This is a genomic window from Aeromonas sp. QDB18 (assembly GCF_027705325.1).
Lineage (GTDB): Bacteria > Pseudomonadota > Gammaproteobacteria > Enterobacterales > Aeromonadaceae > Aeromonas > Aeromonas caviae.
In genome coordinates this window covers 1-16,068 of sequence record NZ_JAPDBQ010000096.1, presented here as the reverse complement: position 1 = coordinate 16,068, position 16,068 = coordinate 1, and the positions used below count along the sequence as shown (strand labels likewise).

The following is a 16,068-nucleotide window of genomic DNA, read 5'->3' as shown; positions in this document are numbered from 1 at the left end:
CAAGCAAGCAGGAAAGTGGGATCAAGAGACGATCGTCTCATTTTTCCTGTGTCAATACTGTTCCGGTGAATACTTACAGGGCCTGGGCTTCTCCCCTGGGGGTCAGCTCGGAGTTGCAACGCCCCTGCAACCGCAATTCGGCGTTGTAACGGGTCTGACCATGGCGCAGCAAATAGAGGGTTCGAGACATGGTTTCTCCAGCAGAGTCAACGAGATAAGAAAACAGGGGGAAGATGATAACAGATGTACCGGGTCAACCAAGACCCGGAGGATGCAGGCTTGTGCTGACTCCTTGAGCGCCTGGCCTGCGGCTATCGTGAAAGGACGACAGGGGCTGCGCGCCTTTATCGCACAGGCGCCTTGTGCGCATTCCACACGCCTTCGCCACGGGCCCACCAGCGCCGTGGCAAGCGCCCCATGCTCCCCTATCTTGTTGTTCAGACGGGATAAAATGGGGATGTGCCGGTTTATCGGTCACAGGATGGCGGCCAATGCCAGAAAAGACAGAGTTTTTGCTCTGATCCGGGGGCCATTTTGGTACGTATCTCTGGCTCACGACAGGGACGCCTGGTGTACAATCTGCCACCCGATTTCCCCTGACCCGGCCCAGGCTCAGGCCCTGATGTACCCCAGAGTAAATGAACGTGACCCCAACCCACCCCATGCTCGACAGTTATTACAGCCAGGATCTGGTGTTCTTCTCCATCCTGGTGGCGGTGCTCGCCTCCTATACGGCGCTGACCATGACCAGCCGGGTGAGCCAGAGCCGGGGACGGGCCGCCGTGCTCTGGCTCGCGGGGGGAGCCTTCGCCATGGGCCTCGGCATCTGGTCCATGCATTTTATCGGCATGCTCGCCTTCAACCTGCCCATCGCGCTGGGATACGATCTGACCCTCACCGGTCTCTCCCTGGTGGCGGCCATCGGCTCCTCGGCCTTTGCGCTCTGGCTGGTGAGTCGTCCCCAGCTCCCCTGGCACCAGATCCTGTTCGGGGCCGTACTGATGGGTGCCGGCATCGCCACCATGCACTACATCGGCATGGCGGCCATGAAGATAGCGCCCGGCATCCACTACCTGCCTGGGCTCTTCATCCTCTCCATCCTCATCGCGCTATTCGCCTCGGGTGCCGCGCTCTGGATAGCGTTTCGCCTGCGCAACAGCTCGCCCCGCGCCTTCTTCAGCAAGGCCCTCGCCTCCCTGGTGATGGGGGCCGCCATCATGGGCATGCACTACACCGGCATGGCGGCGGCCCAGTTCCCCGCAGAGAGCCTGTGCGGGGCCCTCTACACCGGTCTCAATACCCAGTGGCTGGCAACCGTGGTCATCATAGTGATCCTGACGGTGTTCGCCATCGCCTTCGTGCTCTCCATGCTGGATGCCCACGCCGCCAGGCTCTCCACCTCCCTGCATCAGGCCCACGACGAGCTGCTCAAGCTGGCGCTCCATGACAGCCTGACCCGGCTGCCGAACCGGCTGCTGTTTGCCGACCGGCTGGAGCAGCGCATCCAGGAGTGTCAGCACAGCCAGCGCAGCTTCTCCCTGCTGTTTCTCGATCTCGACGGCTTCAAGATCATCAACGATGCCCACGGCCACCACACCGGGGATCTGCTGCTGGCCGAGGTGGCCCAGCGCATCACCAGCCTGCTCGGTGCCAGCGACACCGCCTCGCGCTTTGGCGGGGACGAGTTCGTGCTGGCACTAGCGCCGGGGGATGTGAGCCAGACCACGGCCTTTGCCGAGCGGCTGCTGGCCACCCTGGCCCAGCCCTATGAGTGGGAGCACCACAGCCTGCACATCACCGCCAGCATCGGCATTGCCGTCTATCCCCAGGATGGCACCAGCCTGCACGAGCTGACCCTCAACGCCGATGCCGCCATGTATTACGCCAAGGAGCAGGGGCGCAACGACTACTACTACTTCGACAGCGCCATGAACGCCAACGCCCACCAGCAGTTCCTGCTGCACAAGGAGTTGCAACACGCCCTGGAGCGGGGGGAGCTGGCCCTGCACTACCAGCCCAAATACTGTGCCCGCAGCGGCCAGGTGGTCGGCGCCGAGGCCCTGCTGCGCTGGCAGCACCCGGAGCATGGTGCCGTCTCGCCGGCCAGCTTCCTGCCGCTGGCGGAGAAGAGCAGGCTCATCATCCCCATCGGCAACTGGGTCATCGACGAGGCGTGCCGCCAGATGAGCGCCTGGCGGGCGGCGGGTCATCACGACTGGAGCGTGGCAGTCAATCTCTCCACCATCCAGCTCGCCAGCCCCGGGCTGCTGGAGGAGGTGCAGGGCGCCCTCGCCCGCCATCGGCTCGAGGCCCGTCACCTGACCCTGGAGATCACCGAATCCACCGCCATGCAGAAGGCCGAGGAGAGCCTCGCCATCCTCAACCGTCTGGCCGAGCTCGGCCTTGGCATCTCCATCGACGACTTCGGCACCGGCTACTCCAGCCTGCTCTACCTCAAGCGCTTCCCCGCCAACGAGCTCAAGATTGACCGGGGCTTTGTCACCACCCTGGAGCGGGGAGGCGACGATGCCACCATCATCGCCGCCATCATCGCCCTGGGTCAGGCCCTGGAGATGCGCATCGTGGCAGAGGGGGTGGAAACCCCGGAGCAGCGGGACCTGCTGACCGAGCTGGGCTGCGACACCTTGCAGGGCTACCTGCTCGGGCGCCCCATGACCGGGGAGCAACTGCTTGTCCACTGCGCTCCCGAGACTCCCCAACGGGTGCTGGAAGGTGTGCTTGCCTGACAAGCAGGTGAGGCGCAGCGCCCGTGTCGCCAGGGTCATCACCAGCCCGATTGCGTCCCTTCACGACTCAAGGTAGTCTGCTGCAAGACTCGAATGCTCCTTTATTTTGCCGGGCGCATCGAGCGCCCCCCATGGCAGATCACCCGTTCAGAGGAGCCACATCCATGGCCAGATACCAGTTCTTCAGCGTCCCCGCCTCCCGCCGTCAGCAATATACCTATGTCGACATGGCCTCCCCCACTTTCCTCACGGAGAAGGAGGCGCTGCTAACGCAAGGATTCGAGGTGGAAGAGGATTTCATCGACGCGGCCACTCCCCGCGAGGCGGTGGAGAAGTACAGATCCGGCTTTCTCTACGTGGCGGACGAGATAGGCAAGTCAGACGAGGCCTATGCGGCGGCAACGGCCTTGCTGGAGATGGGCAAGAAGATCCTGGGCCGCAAGGCGGGCTGAGCAAGGCGGGCCGCCGGGACGATACCCCCGATGGCCCGCAGGCAGTCAGCGTTGAGGGTGCTGGCGGAGCATCTCCACCAGCTCCTCTTCACTGCCGGGTTCATGGGCAAGCTGCAGGCTGGGGGCGGCGCCCCCCATCAGCATATAAACGTGAGTGCTGCAGTGATCGTAGTGATACCACTTACCGTCGATACAGACGTCGGTATAGCATCTCGGGTCCTTCTTGAGTTCCATACGCACATCCTTATGTGTCATTCACCAACATCACCCTTGACCGTAAAATAAGCGGCCCGAGTCCCCCTTGACCTGGATCAAGGGAGGTGGCGGGCAGAAGCGGGCAGTGGCCGGATCTGGCCGGGGCCGGATGTCGCCAGCCCGGATGACAGAGCCCACCAACCGGCCCCAGCCAGGCAACAGCGCAACAAAAACGGCGCCCGAAGGCGCCGTTTTTCATGTCCGTCATTTGACCGACGGGGAACAAGCCGCTGGCTTATTCGTCTTCCAGGTAGGCGTAGCCTTGCAGACCCAGCTCCAGCTCGTCGAGCAGGGCCTTGCGGGTCTCGTCGTCCAGCGCCGGGTGGGAGACGATGCGCTGGTAGTTCTCGCGGATCACGGACGGGTCGATGTTGACGTAACGTAGCAGCTGGTCGACGGTGTCACCACGCACCACGTTGCGGATGTCCATCTTGCCTTCTTCATCCAGCCACACTTCCGCGCAGTGGGTGTCACCGAACAGGTTGTGCAGATCCCCCAGGATCTCCTGATAGGCACCCACCAGGAAGAAGCCGACATGGCACTCTTCGTGCTCACCGTAGACCGGCATCGGCAGGGTGCTTTCCACCCCCAGACCGTCGACGTAGTGCTCCACCTGACCGTCGGAGTCACAGGTGATGTCCATCAGGATGCCGCGGCGGGTGAGCGGACGCTCGAGGCCGGCCAGCGGCATCACCGGGAACACCTGACCGATACCCCAGGCATCCGGCAGGGACTGGAACAGGGAGAAGTTGGCAAAGCACTTGTCAGCCAGTTTCTCGGAGAGTTCGTCGGCCAGGGCGCGGTGGTTGCGGTTGACTGGGTTCAGCAGCTCCTTGAGCGCCAGACAGGTGTTCTGGTGCAGCATCTCGGCCCAGGCACGTTGCTCCAGGTTCAAGAGGCCCATGGTGTACTGGGCGTTGACGTCACCGAGATCCGCCACGGAGTCGTGGAAGATCTCCAGCAGGGAGGGATCTTCCCCGCGCAGGTCCAGCCACCCTTTCCACATGTTCTGCAAGATGGTAGGCGCGTCCTCGTCCGGGGCGCTGATGTCGTTCACCTCCACCCCTTCGGCACCAATGATATTGGTGACCAGCACGGCGTGGTGTGCAGTCAGGGCACGGCCGGACTCGCTGATGATGGTCGGGTGCGGCAGGTCGAACTCGCGGCAGACATCGCCGATGCCCCAGACCACGTTGTTGGCGTACTCGGAGAGGCTGTAGTTCGCGGAGCAGTGGCTCTGGGAACGGGTGCCCTCGTAGTCCACACCCAGGCCGCCGCCCACGTCCACCACCTCGACCTTGGCGCCAAGACGGCACAGCTCGGCGTAGAAGCGGCCGCACTCGCGGATGCCGCCCTGGATGTCGCGGATGTTGGCGATCTGGGAGCCCAGGTGGAAGTGCAACAGTTGCAGGCAGTCCAGCTTGCCGAGGCTGCGCAGACGCTCCACCAGCGCCAGGATCTGGGAGGCGGAGAGGCCGAACTTGGACATGGAACCGCCGCTCGATTCCCACATGCCGGAGCCGGTGGACGCCAGACGGGCGCGCACCCCGATGTTGGGCTTGATGTTGAGACGAGCAGACTCGTCGAGCACCATTTCCAGCTCGGAGGGCTTCTCCACCACGATGTAGACCTTGTGGCCCATCAGGTTGCCCAGGAGGGCGTGGCGGATGTATTCGCGGTCCTTGTAACCGTTGCAGACGATCACGGAGCCTTGCTCATGATGATGGGACAGCACGGCCAGCAACTCGGGCTTGGAGCCCGCTTCCAGCCCAAGCCTCGGCTTGTCACTGTAGGACTGACTGATGGTCTCGATGACGCGGCGCTGCTGGTTTACCTTGATCGGGTAAACGCACAGGTAATCCCCTTCATAGCCTGACTTTTCGATGGCCTGACCGAAGGCGTTGAACAGCGCATCGACCCGGCTCTTGAGGATGTCGGGGAAACGCAGCAACACCGGCGTGGTCAGCCCGGACTGGCGCAGTTGCTCGATGGCCTCGGACAGCACGATCTGAGCCTCGGGGCGAGACTTGTCGGGAGAGACGGTCACATGACCGGCGTCATTGATATTGAAAAAACCCGCACCCCAGTAGGGAACGTTGTAGACCTTCAAGGAGTCCTTGCTGGACCAGTTAGTCATGGGCTATGCCTCGCAAATGAGCGGCCGTGGGCCGCCTTCGTTACCCTCAATCACATCCAGACCATTGATTGCAAAATGCGGCAAGCCAGAGCGGCCTGCTGACGTTGGACCCGCAACGGAGCATGCTCCGCCACATCCTGTTCATTGCACATCGCGGCAAGCCAAGGCTGCCTGGTGGATCTTGGGAAGTAACGAGTCTTGATGTGGGGCTGGTGGCTTTACATCAAGCTCAACGGTATGCGGTAACACCTTGCCGGCGTACCGCGGTACTTTGATGACAATCGGCATCAGCCACGCCGTTTGTTCATCATTCGGCAGCCATCCCGACGGACAGGAGAGGGTTTCAAGGAAGAGAAGGGAAGACGTCAGCACGCATCGTGTTGATGGACGACAACCACTACGACCCGCTCAACGCCAGTGACCGCCCATGACAAGGGAGATGATGAGCCCGAAGCCCACTCGGTCAGCTGAAAGATGAGAGTCCGTTGTTCTCCCTGATACCGGAGCCTAACCGGTATTAAAGAAACCATTCCCCAGCAGTGTCTGTCGTTTCTGCGTGCCTCGCCCTATAGGCGTCATGATCCTGCGGGTCTGGCGGACACGGCCTGCGCAGGGTTGCCCTTGGATCGGCGCGGAGTGTACACACTTACCGCAGCCAGTGACAATAAAAAATCGTGTTAAAAAACGGGTTTTCATCGGGGGGCAAAATCTCGCTGCCAGCAAGGCGGGCTCTGGGATGGCGGGGGATGGGAGTGCGTGGGCGAGGCGATGAAAATAACCAACACGTCACGCTTTTTGGGTCACCCCTTGCCAGCGCTGGGCCGAGGAGAAATTCAGCTTTTTCGCAATTGCTTAACCAGTTTTTATTTTGGAATTTTTATGCAAGGTGCCAAGCGATGATCCCCGCCCCTCCCCCTCGATGGCCCTTCTCTCCCCCACAAAGTCATCAAAAACTGCGCTGACGCAATAAGCGGCGCCGCCGTCTTGGCCACAATGACTCCTCTTTCGTGACCCGAGGCTTGCCCATGAACACCCTGCTTTCGCGCTTTCTCCACTACCTCACCTTTCATACCCGTTCCGATGCGACCAACCCTGCCTGCCCCAGCAGCGAGGGACAGCGCCTCTTCGCCCGGGCCCTGTGCGACGAAATGACGCAGATGGGGCTGAGCCAGGTCACCCTGGACGAGCATGGCTACCTCACCGCCTGCCTGCCGGGCAACCAGCCGGATGCCCCCGCCATCGGGCTCATCGCCCACATGGACACCGCCGATTACGAGGCCGAATGCGTCGTCCCCCAGATAGTCGAGCACTATCAGGGGGGTGATATCTGCCTTGGCAAAGGGGACGAGGTGCTGGCCATCCGCCAGTACCGCTTCCTGAAAAACTACCTGGGGCAGGATCTCATCACCACCGACGGCACCACCCTGCTGGGGGCCGACGACAAGGCGGGCATCGCCGAGATCCTCACCGCCGTGGAATACCTGCAAGCTCACCCCGAGATCCCCCGTGGCGATGTCTGGGTCGGCTTTACACCGGACGAGGAGATAGGGCGCGGTGCCGACCGCTTCCCGCTGGAGCGCTTCCCGGCCAAGTGGGCCTACACGGTGGATGGCGGCGAGCTCGGCGAGCTCGAATGCGAGAACTTCAACGCCGCCAGCGCCACGGTGCGCATCACAGGCAACAACGTCCACCCCGGCACCGCCAAGGGCAGCATGATCAACAGCCAGACCCTGGCCGCCCGCTTCCATGCCGCCATGCCCGCCGAACAGACCCCGGAGTGCACCCAGGGGTATGAGGGCTTCTTCCACCTGGCCCGGATGGAGGGCTCGGTGGAGGAGACCACCCTGCACTACCTCATCCGCGACTTCGACGATGACTGCTTCGCCGCCCGCAAGGCCCAGCTCAAGGAGCGGGTCGCCTCCCTTCAGCTGGACGCCCCCAGAGCGCGCATCACCCTGGAAATAGTGGACAACTACCGCAACATGCGCAGCCAGATAGCGCCCCATCCCCACATCGTCGAGCTGGCCAAAGCCGCCATGGAGGCCGCCGACGTGGTGCCCAAGATCAAACCCATTCGCGGCGGCACCGACGGCGCCCGGCTCTCCTTCATGGGGCTGCCCTGCCCGAACCTGTTCACCGGTGGCCACAACTTCCACGGCAAGCACGAGTTCATCCCCCTGCAATCCATGGAAAAAGCGGTCGCCACCCTGGTGGCGCTGGTGCGCCTCACCTCTGCCTGGCGGGCAGAGTAAGGGGGCAAGGACGGGGCTCGCCCCGTCATCAAACCGTCACCCAACCGACACACGAAAGGCACGCAGGGGCGTCAAGCTGGGGCAAAGTTCAGCGGAGCCTTGCCCATGTTCGACGTCGATACCCTGTTGGGGCAGCACCTGCCCCGCCTCGCCAGCCAGCCCCGCCTCCGTCCCCTGATGAGGCAGGGGCTGAGCTGGTTGCTGCACGAGGAGGCCTTCACCCGCTTTGCCGCGCGCCATCCCCACCTGCGCGGTCTGGACTTCGTCGAGCAGGCCCTCACCGAGCTCCACTTCGACTGCCGGGTGAGCGAGGCAGAGCTCGAGCACATTCCCGCCAGCGGCCGGGTCATTCTTGTCGCCAACCACCCCATCGGCTCCCTGGACGGGCTGGCCCTGCTGCGCCTCATCGGGCGCATCCGCCCCGACGTCAAGATAGTGGCCAACCAGGTGCTGGCCCAGCTCGCGCCGCTGCGCCCATTGCTATTGCCGGTGGACAACCTGGGGGGCAAGACCGACAGGCAGGCCATCCTCGCCATGAACGAACACCTCGCCGCCGACGGGGCCCTGGTTATCTTCCCCGCAGGCGAGGTCTCCCGCCTCGGTCCCAAGGGGGTGAAGGATGGCCCCTGGCAGGCCGGCTTCATCAAGCTGGCCCAGCGCAGCCGAACGCCCCTGGTGCCCATTCACCTGGGAGGGCGCAACAGCCTCTGGTTCTATCTCGCCTCCTGGCTCAACAAGCCCGCCTCCGCCCTGCTGCTGGTGCGCCAGCTGTTTCGCCAGCAGGGGCAGACGCTGCCGGTGACCATAGGGGCGCGTATTCCCCTCGCCAGTTTTCAGGAGCTGCCGGCCAAGACGGCGGCCCGGCTGGTGCGTGGCCACCTCTACCGAATCGCTCGGGGCAAGGCGGGACGGTTGCAGACCGAGGCCCCCATCGCCCTGCCGGAGGATCGCCGCCTGCTGAAACAGGCCATCGACGGGTGCGAGCTGCTCGGCCAGACCCCGGACGGCCAGCGCATCCTGCTCTATCGTCGCCACGAGCAGAGCCACTCGGTGATCCTGCGTGAGCTGGGGCGCCTGCGGGAGATCGCCTTTCGGGCGGTGGGGGAAGGCTCGGGCAAGCGGCGGGATCTCGATGCCTTCGACGATGACTATCACCACCTCATCCTCTGGGATCCCGCCCGCCTCGACATCATCGGCGCCTACCGTTTCGCCCCGGTGGCCGAACGGCTGGCCAGCAAGGGGCTGGATGGCCTCTACAGCCACACCCTGTTCGGCTTCGAAGAGAAGCTGCTGCCCCGGCTGGAACAGGCCATCGAGCTTGGCCGCAGCTTCATCCAGCCCGCCTACTGGGGCAAGCGGGGGCTCGATTACCTCTGGTTCGGCATCGGGGCCTATCTGGCCCGCTATCCCCAATACCGCTACCTGTTCGGGCCCGTCACCCTCTCCGGCAGCCTGCCGCCAGCGGCCAAGGATCTGCTGGTGAGCTTCTATCGCCAGCACTTCGCCCCCGCCCTTGCCCTCGCCCCTTCCCGCCGCCCCTATCCCGCCACGCCGACACTGTTCGAGGGGCGCGATTACGGGGACGACCTCAAGGTGCTCAAGGCAGGGCTCGACAACCTGGGCTGCGCCATTCCCACCCTCTACAAGCAGTACGCCGAGCTGTGCGAGCCGGGGGGTGTGCAGTTCATGGACTTTGGCATCGACCCGGACTTCAACCACTGCATCGACGGCCTGGTGTGGGTGGACGTGAGCCGCATCAAGCCCCACAAGCGGGCCCGCTATATCGGCCTCCCCGCCGGGGAAGGGCTGGCCACATCTGGCGACCGTTGACCGGGGGCTGCAACGAAAGAGGGAGGCCTGCGCCTCCCTCTTTCACATCATGGGTGATGCCGCCTACTCGGCTGCGGGTTTGCGATCCGCATGGCCGAGATCCCGCTCCGGGGCGATGACATCCCGCACCCGCTGCTTGATCTCCTTGGCCTCGGGGAAGCCCTCGTCGGCCACCCTGTCCCACACCAGCACCCCGTCCACCAGGATGCGAAACTCCCCCTTGCTGGCGGGCACCAGGGCCACCTCGCCCAGTTCGCCGTCGAAGGTGGAGAGCAGCTCCTGGGCGAGCCAGGCGGCTCGCAGCATCCAGCGGCAGAGGGTGCAGTAACGGATTTCGATGCGCGGTTTCGCGAGGGGCAAATGGGTATCTGTCATGGGGTGACTCCGTGAAAATCGGTCAACCAGAGGCGAGCGATGCGCTGCATGGTGGCCTGGGGCAGTTCGTGAAGGCCCGGGGTGGATGCCTGATGGGCCAGTTGGTGCACCCCTTCGATGATCTCCGCCAGCACCAGGTAGACATATTCGCCGATGACGGCGCCGTGGACGAAGTTGACCGCCTCCCCCCGGTTGAGCAAAAAGATGGTGCTGCCGTCCGGCCGGGTCAGGGCCAGCACATGGGGACACACCTCCTCGCTCGGCCAGGGCAGCTGGGCGAGGCTGAAGGCGAATTCGTCGTCGGCGGAGGTGACCGAGGCCAGCATGGCGCCGGGGCGCAGGGCCTGCAGATCGGATATATCGAGGGAGCCGTTGCCGGTGGAGCAGATCACCAGCTCGGCACGGCCCAGGGCCTCGGCCTTGTTCACCAGCTTGAAGCCGTGGGAGAGCGCTTCCACCTGGCGCAGGGCATCCGTCTCCACCAGCTCCAGATGCAGGTTGCGACAGCGCAGTTCCCGGGCGATGCTGCGCCCCACCTTGCCATAGCCGAACAGGGCGGCCTGGCAGACATTGAAGGTACGCCTCAGGGTACGTGCGAGGGACTCCGCGGAGTAGACCACGCTCAGGCCGATCTGGATATCTTCCGCCTGCTTGAGGGGGCTGCGGGCCACCGAGATGACGGGGGCCGCCAGTGACTCCTGCTCATACCGCTGATGGCCGTTCTCGGTCATCTCCACCACCCCGATGAAGCGGGCGCCAAAGTGCTCGGCCAGTACCGCCTGGCTCTTGGCGAAGTAGCCGCCGATGTCGAGGATGATGAGCCGCTCGTGGGACATCACCAGGGGGGCAATCTGGGCGATCACCTCACCGGGATCCGAGGTCCAGTGGCGATTGAGGGGCAGCACGGGGTAGTGCTGCTGGGCCCAGGTCAGGGTCGGTCCATGCACGGACTTGGGTTTGGGCAGGATGGCACCGACCCGACCCACCCGATCGAGCAACTGGATGAAGTCGGGTCTGTCGGGAAGCAGGTGGGTCACCAGCAGGATGCAGAGATCCCCAAGACATCCCTGTTCGGTGAAATGGCGAAAAAACAGATGCTCAGATCCCTGACTGCGCAACTGTGGCCTCCTTAGCGTGCCGCGGGAAAGCAGGCAAACAGAACCCGGCATAGCCGGGTTCTGTGTGTATCCAGATAATTGAAAATCCTTTTTATCCGAAAGCACCATGGGTCTCAATCTTTATCTGTCCAGACTTTGACAAGCCCATCAATTTCTAAGGTAATAGCCTGTTTTTCATGCAAAAATCAGTAAAGTGATGCCTCTGGCCATACCCACCACAGACCCACTCCGGCACCGACGGCCGCCACCAGGATCAAGACCCCCCAGCGAGAGAGTCCCGGGCGCCCGTGCAGGGCACGTTCCAGCAGCGGCAATAGCCAGACCGGCAGCAGCACCAGCAGGGGCACTTCCACGTACTGCCAGGCGAGCATCTGCACGAAGGCGAGTGAAAGCCCCAGGGCTGCCGGGGTCACCTTGACCCCTGCAAAGGCGCCGAGCAGGGCACGGAATCCGGCAAACGCGGCCAGGGCCCCCGTCAGCTGGGCGATGAGCAGGCTGCCATCGATGCCGATGACCAGCGCCAGCCAGATGAAAGCCAGGGCGAAGCCGAGCCCCTCCTCGCTGTCACCACGCCAGCTCGTCCAGCCAGACCAGAGGATGGCGGGCAGCAGGGCCAGCCAGATCCCGGGCTCGCTCGCCAGCACGGAGGCCAGCCCCTGCCACCACACCAGGGCGCCCAGCACCCCGAACAGCGCGAGGGCGACCCCCTTGCTGGTACCCTGGGTCAGGGCGGGCACCAGCAGGGTCAGCGGCAGCCACTGCCACGCCTTGACCGGCAGGCCATAGGCACCGCCCAGCAGGCAGCCCACCAGCCAGATCCCCAGGGCGCCCCACAGATAGCCCAGCCGCGGCCAGCGCCACGACAGCAAAGCGGCCCCTAAAGGAGCCGCCAGGGTTTGAAGCAGGAGTGCTGCGCCCATTACTTGCGCACGCCTTCAACGAACAGGTTGATGGTCATCTCGTCAGGGATGTTCGGCACCATGTAGTTCACGCCGAACTCGCTGCGCTTGATGGTGGTGGTGGCGTTGAAGCCGCTGCGGTAGCCGCCCCAGGGATCCTTGCCTTCGCCGATGTGGACCAGGTCGAAGGCCACGTCCTTGGAGACGCCGTGCAGGGTCAGGGTGCCCTTGAGCACGCCTTTGTCCTTGGTGCCTTCATAGCCGGTGCTGACGAAGGTCATCTTGGGGTACTGCTTCACGTCCAGGAAGTCGGGGCTGCGCAGGTGCTTGTCGCGGGCCTCGTGGTTGGAGTCCACGCTGGCGGCATCGATTTCGAAGTTCGCCTTGGCCGCCGCCGGGTTGGCGTCGTCCATGCTGAAGGTGCCACTGAAGGTGTTGAATCGGCCGACCAGTTCTGAGAAGCCGAGGTGGCCCACCTTGAACTGGACTGTGGTGTGCGCTGCATCGACATCGTAATCGGCAGCCATCAGGGGAGCCGCCATAAACAGGCAGGAGGCCAGCAGGGCCTTGGTCATTTTCATTCCGATCGTTCCTTCATTGGGGGTTCACAACGGTGTCCAAAATGCTAACCTCCTATCGAGAATAGATAATCATCGATTTATTAAAATAATTATCAACCGAGAGTGGAATATGGATCAGATAGCCGCCATGCGCACCTTCATCAAGGTGGTGGAGTGCCAGAGCTTCACCAAGGCCGCCCATCAGCTCGGGATCTCGGTCGCCATGACCTCCAAGCTGATGCAGCAGCTCGAGGAGTCCCTCTCCACCCGGCTGTTGTCGCGCACCACCCGCCAGGTCAATCCCACCGAGGCGGGCCAGTTTTACTACCAGCGCTCCCTGGCCCTGCTGGCGGAGCTCGAAGAGACCCACAGCCAGCTCACCCACAACAACCAGCAGCCCCAGGGCACCCTCAAGCTCTCGGTGCCCATGGATTTCGGCTACCTGCACCTCTCCCCCGCCCTGCCCCTGTTTCGCGAGCGCTACCCGGACTTGAAGCTCGAGATTGAGTACAGCGACCGGCGGGTGGCCCTGGTGGAGGAGGGGTTCGATCTGGCGCTGCGCATCGGCAACCTGCCGGACTCCTCCCTGGTGGCCAAGCCGCTCGCCATGATGAAGATGGTGGTGTGCGCCAGCCCCGACTACCTGGCCCGCCGGGGCAGGCCGAAGACCCCGGAGGATCTCAAGCAGCACGACTGCCTCATCTACACCCTGACCCAGCCGGACTGGGTCTTCAAACGGGATGGGGAGGAGCACAGCATCCGCCCCCAGGGGCCCCTTCGCGCCAACAACGGGGTGGCCCTGACCCGGGCCGCCTGCGACCACCAGGGCATCATCTTGCAGCCCACCTTCATCGTGGGGGATGCGCTGCGCTCGGGGGCGCTGGTCCCCTTGTTGCTGGAGTGGGAGAAGGGGCAGGTGGGGCTCTATGCCCTCTATCCGCACCGCCGTTTCGTGTCGGCCAAGGTGCGCTGCTTCATCGAATTCGTGCAGGAGCGCTACCTGGCGCCCCACTACTGGGACAGGGAGACCTGAGCCCGGGCTCAGGGGGTGGGCATCAGCTCAGCCACCAGCAGGTGATCCTGCTGGCTCATCTGCCAGCGTGGCAGGCGCTGGCGCAAGGCGGCGAGCTCGGCCTCCCCCAGCGCATAGGGCAGGGTGACGTGCAGGCAGTGGCAATCCAGCATGGCCGCCAACTGCATCATCAGGGCGAGGTTCGCCTCGTCGCTCTTGTGCTTGTTGATGCGCTTGCCGAGCTCGTGGCGAAAGTGGGTCTCGGGATCCTGGGTCATCGCCTGCCAGCCGTAACCAAAGAGCGGGATGAAGGCGCTGACGATGCCAAGGGCGGTGAGGGGCCGTTTGGGCGGGTGATAGAGGACGTTGAGATCCAGCAGGATGGGACTTTGATGGGGCTCACGACTGCCGGATAAAATAGTATTGCTCATTGGATTACCCTGTTGATTCCTCTAGACTTCGCCGCATATTTGACCTGACATGCCAACGAGGTGCTGATGCTAAGCGATATCGAGATCTCCCGCCACTCCCCCCGCCTGCCCATCGCCGAGGTGGCAGCACAGCTCGGCATAGCGGCCGCCCATCTCCACCCCCACGGCCATTACAAGGGCAAACTCGACCTCGCGCTGCTCCATCACGCCCCCGCCCGCGAGCCCGGCAAGCTGGTGCTGGTGAGCGCCATCACGCCCACCCCCCTTGGGGAGGGCAAGACGGTCACCACGATCGGCCTCTCCATGGGGCTCAACCACATCGGCCAGCCCAGCATCGCCACCATTCGCCAGCCGAGCCTCGGCCCCGTCTTCGGGGTCAAGGGGGGCGCCGCCGGGGGCGGCATGGCCCAGGTGGTGCCGATGGAGGAGATGAACCTGCACCTCACCGGGGATTTTCACGCCCTCACCGCCGCCCACAACCTGGCCTCTGCCGCCCTGGATGCCCGCCTGTTCCATGAACGCAAACTCGGTGACCAGTTCAGCGCCAGAACCGGCCTGGCGCGGCTCGATATCGACCCGGCCAACATCCTCTGGCCCCGCACCCTGGACATGAACGACCGGGCGCTTCGCCACCTCACCCTCGGCCAGGGCGGCGCTGCCGATGGTGTCGAGCGCCCCGATCGCTTCGTCATCACCGCCGCCTCCGAGCTGATGGCCATTCTGGCCCTAGCCAGGGATCTCAAGGACTTGCGCGCGCGTATCGGCCGCATCCAGCTCGCCCTCGACCTGCGCGGCAAGCCCATCACCGCCGAGCAGCTGGAAGTGGCGGGGGCCATGACGGTGCTGCTCAAAGACGCCCTCAAGCCCACCCTGATGCAGACCACGGAGCAGACCCCTGTGCTGGTCCACGCAGGCCCCTTTGCCAACATCGCCCACGGCAACTCCTCCGTCATCGCCGATCGCATGGCGCTGGGTCTTGCCGACTACGTGGTGACCGAGGCGGGTTTTGGCTCCGACATGGGGCTGGAGAAGTTCTTCAACATCAAGTATCGCCAGTCCGGCCTTCCCCCCGCCTGCGTGGTGCTGGTGGCCACGGTGCGCGGCCTCAAGGCCAACAGCGGCCTGCTCGACATCCGGCCGGGCCAGCCGCTGCCGGCCAGCCTGCAAGGGGAAGATCTGCCCACCCTGACAGCGGGGTGCGCCAACCTCGCCTGGCATATTCACAACGCCCGCCGTTACGGGGTGCCCGTGGTGGTCGCCATCAACCGCTTCCCCACCGACAGCGACGCCGAGCTGGCCCTGCTGGAGGCGGCGGCGCGCCAGGCCGGTGCCTGTGGCGTCGCCCTCTCCCAGGCCTTCACTGACGGTGGCGCGGGTGCGGCGGATCTGGCTCACGCCGTGGTGGCGGCCTGCAAGCAGCCCAGTGAGGTCAGGCTGCTCTACCCCGATGAGATGAGCCTTGCCGCCAAGCTCGCCACCCTGGTGGAGTGCGGCTATGGCGGCCGGGGCATCACCCTCTCGGACAAGGCGCGCCAGCAACTGGCCAGACTCTCGGCAGAGGGCCAGGATCACCTGCCCGTCTGCATGGCCAAGACGCCGCTCTCCATCAGCCATGACCCGGCCAGGAAGGGCGTGCCGACGGACTTCGAGGTCCCCATCGAGGAGGTGAAACTCTGCGCGGGGGCAGCCTTCGTCTATGCCCTGGCGGGCCCCATCATGACCATGCCGGGCCTGGGCAGTCTGCCGGCCTATCGCCATATCGACATCAACGATGACGGCGACATTGTCGGCCTGAGCTGACGTGCAGGCTGGCAGTCTGCCGTCCCTGAACACCATATCGACATCAACGATGACGGCCACATTGTCGGCCTGAGCTGACGGCGCCCAGGTCCAGCCAGAAACGACAAGGCCCCGCCGATTGGTGGCAATGCTGATCAGTTAAGGATCCATTGACCGATCCTTCTGCTGTAGGACAATCCGGAACCAATCACTGGTTCCGG

At 64.1% G+C, this 16,068-nt stretch carries 13 protein-coding genes and 1 pseudogene; 6 read left to right on the top strand and 8 right to left on the bottom strand.

Annotation, left to right across the window (positions count from 1 at the left end):
- Nucleotides 1-76: 76 nt before the first annotated feature.
- Nucleotides 77-190 (bottom strand): annotated as a pseudogene (locus OKC30_RS14345) (histidine phosphatase family protein); the annotation flags it as partial.
- Nucleotides 191-638: 448 nt separating this feature from the next.
- Between OKC30_RS14345 and OKC30_RS14340 the strand changes: the two are divergent.
- On the top strand, nucleotides 639-2,747 hold the full coding sequence (locus OKC30_RS14340; RefSeq protein WP_223917179.1) for a putative bifunctional diguanylate cyclase/phosphodiesterase: 2,109 nt from the start codon (nucleotides 639-641) through the stop codon (nucleotides 2,745-2,747).
- Between the two features lie 164 nt (nucleotides 2,748-2,911).
- Nucleotides 2,912-3,199, top strand: coding sequence for a hypothetical protein (locus OKC30_RS14335; protein WP_041212754.1), 288 nt, complete (start codon nucleotides 2,912-2,914; stop codon nucleotides 3,197-3,199).
- 45 nt (nucleotides 3,200-3,244) lie between these two features.
- Here the strand turns inward: OKC30_RS14335 and OKC30_RS14330 are convergent, their stop codons facing one another.
- Together OKC30_RS14330 and speA are read right to left on the bottom strand one after the other, a co-directional pair.
- Entirely contained in the window at nucleotides 3,245-3,433 is a 189-nt protein-coding gene (locus OKC30_RS14330) for a hypothetical protein (RefSeq protein WP_043154249.1), read from the bottom strand.
- 256 nt (nucleotides 3,434-3,689) lie between these two features.
- Nucleotides 3,690-5,591 carry a biosynthetic arginine decarboxylase gene (speA, locus tag OKC30_RS14325; RefSeq protein ID WP_042882536.1) on the bottom strand — a complete coding sequence of 634 codons (1,902 nt, stop codon included), beginning with the start codon at nucleotides 5,589-5,591 and terminating at the stop codon, nucleotides 3,690-3,692.
- 1,025 nt (nucleotides 5,592-6,616) lie between these two features.
- Between speA and pepT the strand changes: the two genes are divergently transcribed.
- A complete protein-coding gene (pepT, locus tag OKC30_RS14320) occupies nucleotides 6,617-7,843 on the top strand; it encodes a peptidase T (RefSeq protein WP_052816544.1) in 1,227 nt (408 codons plus the stop codon).
- Between the two features lie 105 nt (nucleotides 7,844-7,948).
- Nucleotides 7,949-9,673, top strand: a complete 1,725-nt coding sequence (locus OKC30_RS14315) for a lysophospholipid acyltransferase family protein (RefSeq protein ID WP_113979146.1) — start codon at nucleotides 7,949-7,951, stop codon at nucleotides 9,671-9,673.
- 63 nt (nucleotides 9,674-9,736) lie between these two features.
- Here the strand turns inward: OKC30_RS14315 and OKC30_RS14310 are convergent, their stop codons facing one another.
- From OKC30_RS14310 to OKC30_RS14295, 4 genes are all read right to left on the bottom strand, one after another.
- Complete coding sequence (locus tag OKC30_RS14310) at nucleotides 9,737-10,048, bottom strand: SelT/SelW/SelH family protein (protein WP_010674179.1); 312 nt, start codon at nucleotides 10,046-10,048, stop codon at nucleotides 9,737-9,739.
- Nucleotides 10,045-11,166: an adenosylhomocysteinase gene (locus OKC30_RS14305; protein WP_160838519.1), complete on the bottom strand. Its 1,122-nt coding sequence runs from the start codon at nucleotides 11,164-11,166 to the stop codon at nucleotides 10,045-10,047. The genes OKC30_RS14310 and OKC30_RS14305 overlap by 4 nt, the downstream gene beginning before the upstream one ends.
- 185 nt (nucleotides 11,167-11,351) lie before the next feature.
- A complete protein-coding gene (locus tag OKC30_RS14300; protein ID WP_113979149.1) occupies nucleotides 11,352-12,086 on the bottom strand; it encodes a hypothetical protein in 735 nt (244 codons plus the stop codon).
- Nucleotides 12,086-12,646: a YceI family protein gene (locus tag OKC30_RS14295; RefSeq protein ID WP_053288582.1), complete on the bottom strand. Its 561-nt coding sequence runs from the start codon at nucleotides 12,644-12,646 to the stop codon at nucleotides 12,086-12,088. The genes OKC30_RS14300 and OKC30_RS14295 overlap by 1 nt, the downstream gene beginning before the upstream one ends.
- Nucleotides 12,647-12,755: 109 nt before the next feature.
- Here OKC30_RS14295 and OKC30_RS14290 point away from each other — a divergent pair, with 109 nt between their 5' ends.
- Nucleotides 12,756-13,658 (top strand): LysR family transcriptional regulator, encoded by a 903-nt coding sequence (locus OKC30_RS14290; protein WP_039038856.1) that lies wholly within the window; start codon nucleotides 12,756-12,758, stop codon nucleotides 13,656-13,658.
- Nucleotides 13,659-13,666: 8 nt separating this feature from the next.
- Here OKC30_RS14290 and OKC30_RS14285 read toward each other — a convergent pair whose 3' ends face one another.
- Nucleotides 13,667-14,068 (bottom strand): hypothetical protein, encoded by a 402-nt coding sequence (locus tag OKC30_RS14285; protein WP_042017451.1) that lies wholly within the window; start codon nucleotides 14,066-14,068, stop codon nucleotides 13,667-13,669.
- A 66-nt stretch (nucleotides 14,069-14,134) separates the two neighbouring features.
- Between OKC30_RS14285 and OKC30_RS14280 the strand changes: the two genes are divergently transcribed.
- Nucleotides 14,135-15,868 (top strand): formate--tetrahydrofolate ligase, encoded by a 1,734-nt coding sequence (locus OKC30_RS14280; protein WP_270664393.1) that lies wholly within the window; start codon nucleotides 14,135-14,137, stop codon nucleotides 15,866-15,868.
- The last annotated feature ends 200 nt before the right edge of the window (nucleotides 15,869-16,068 follow it).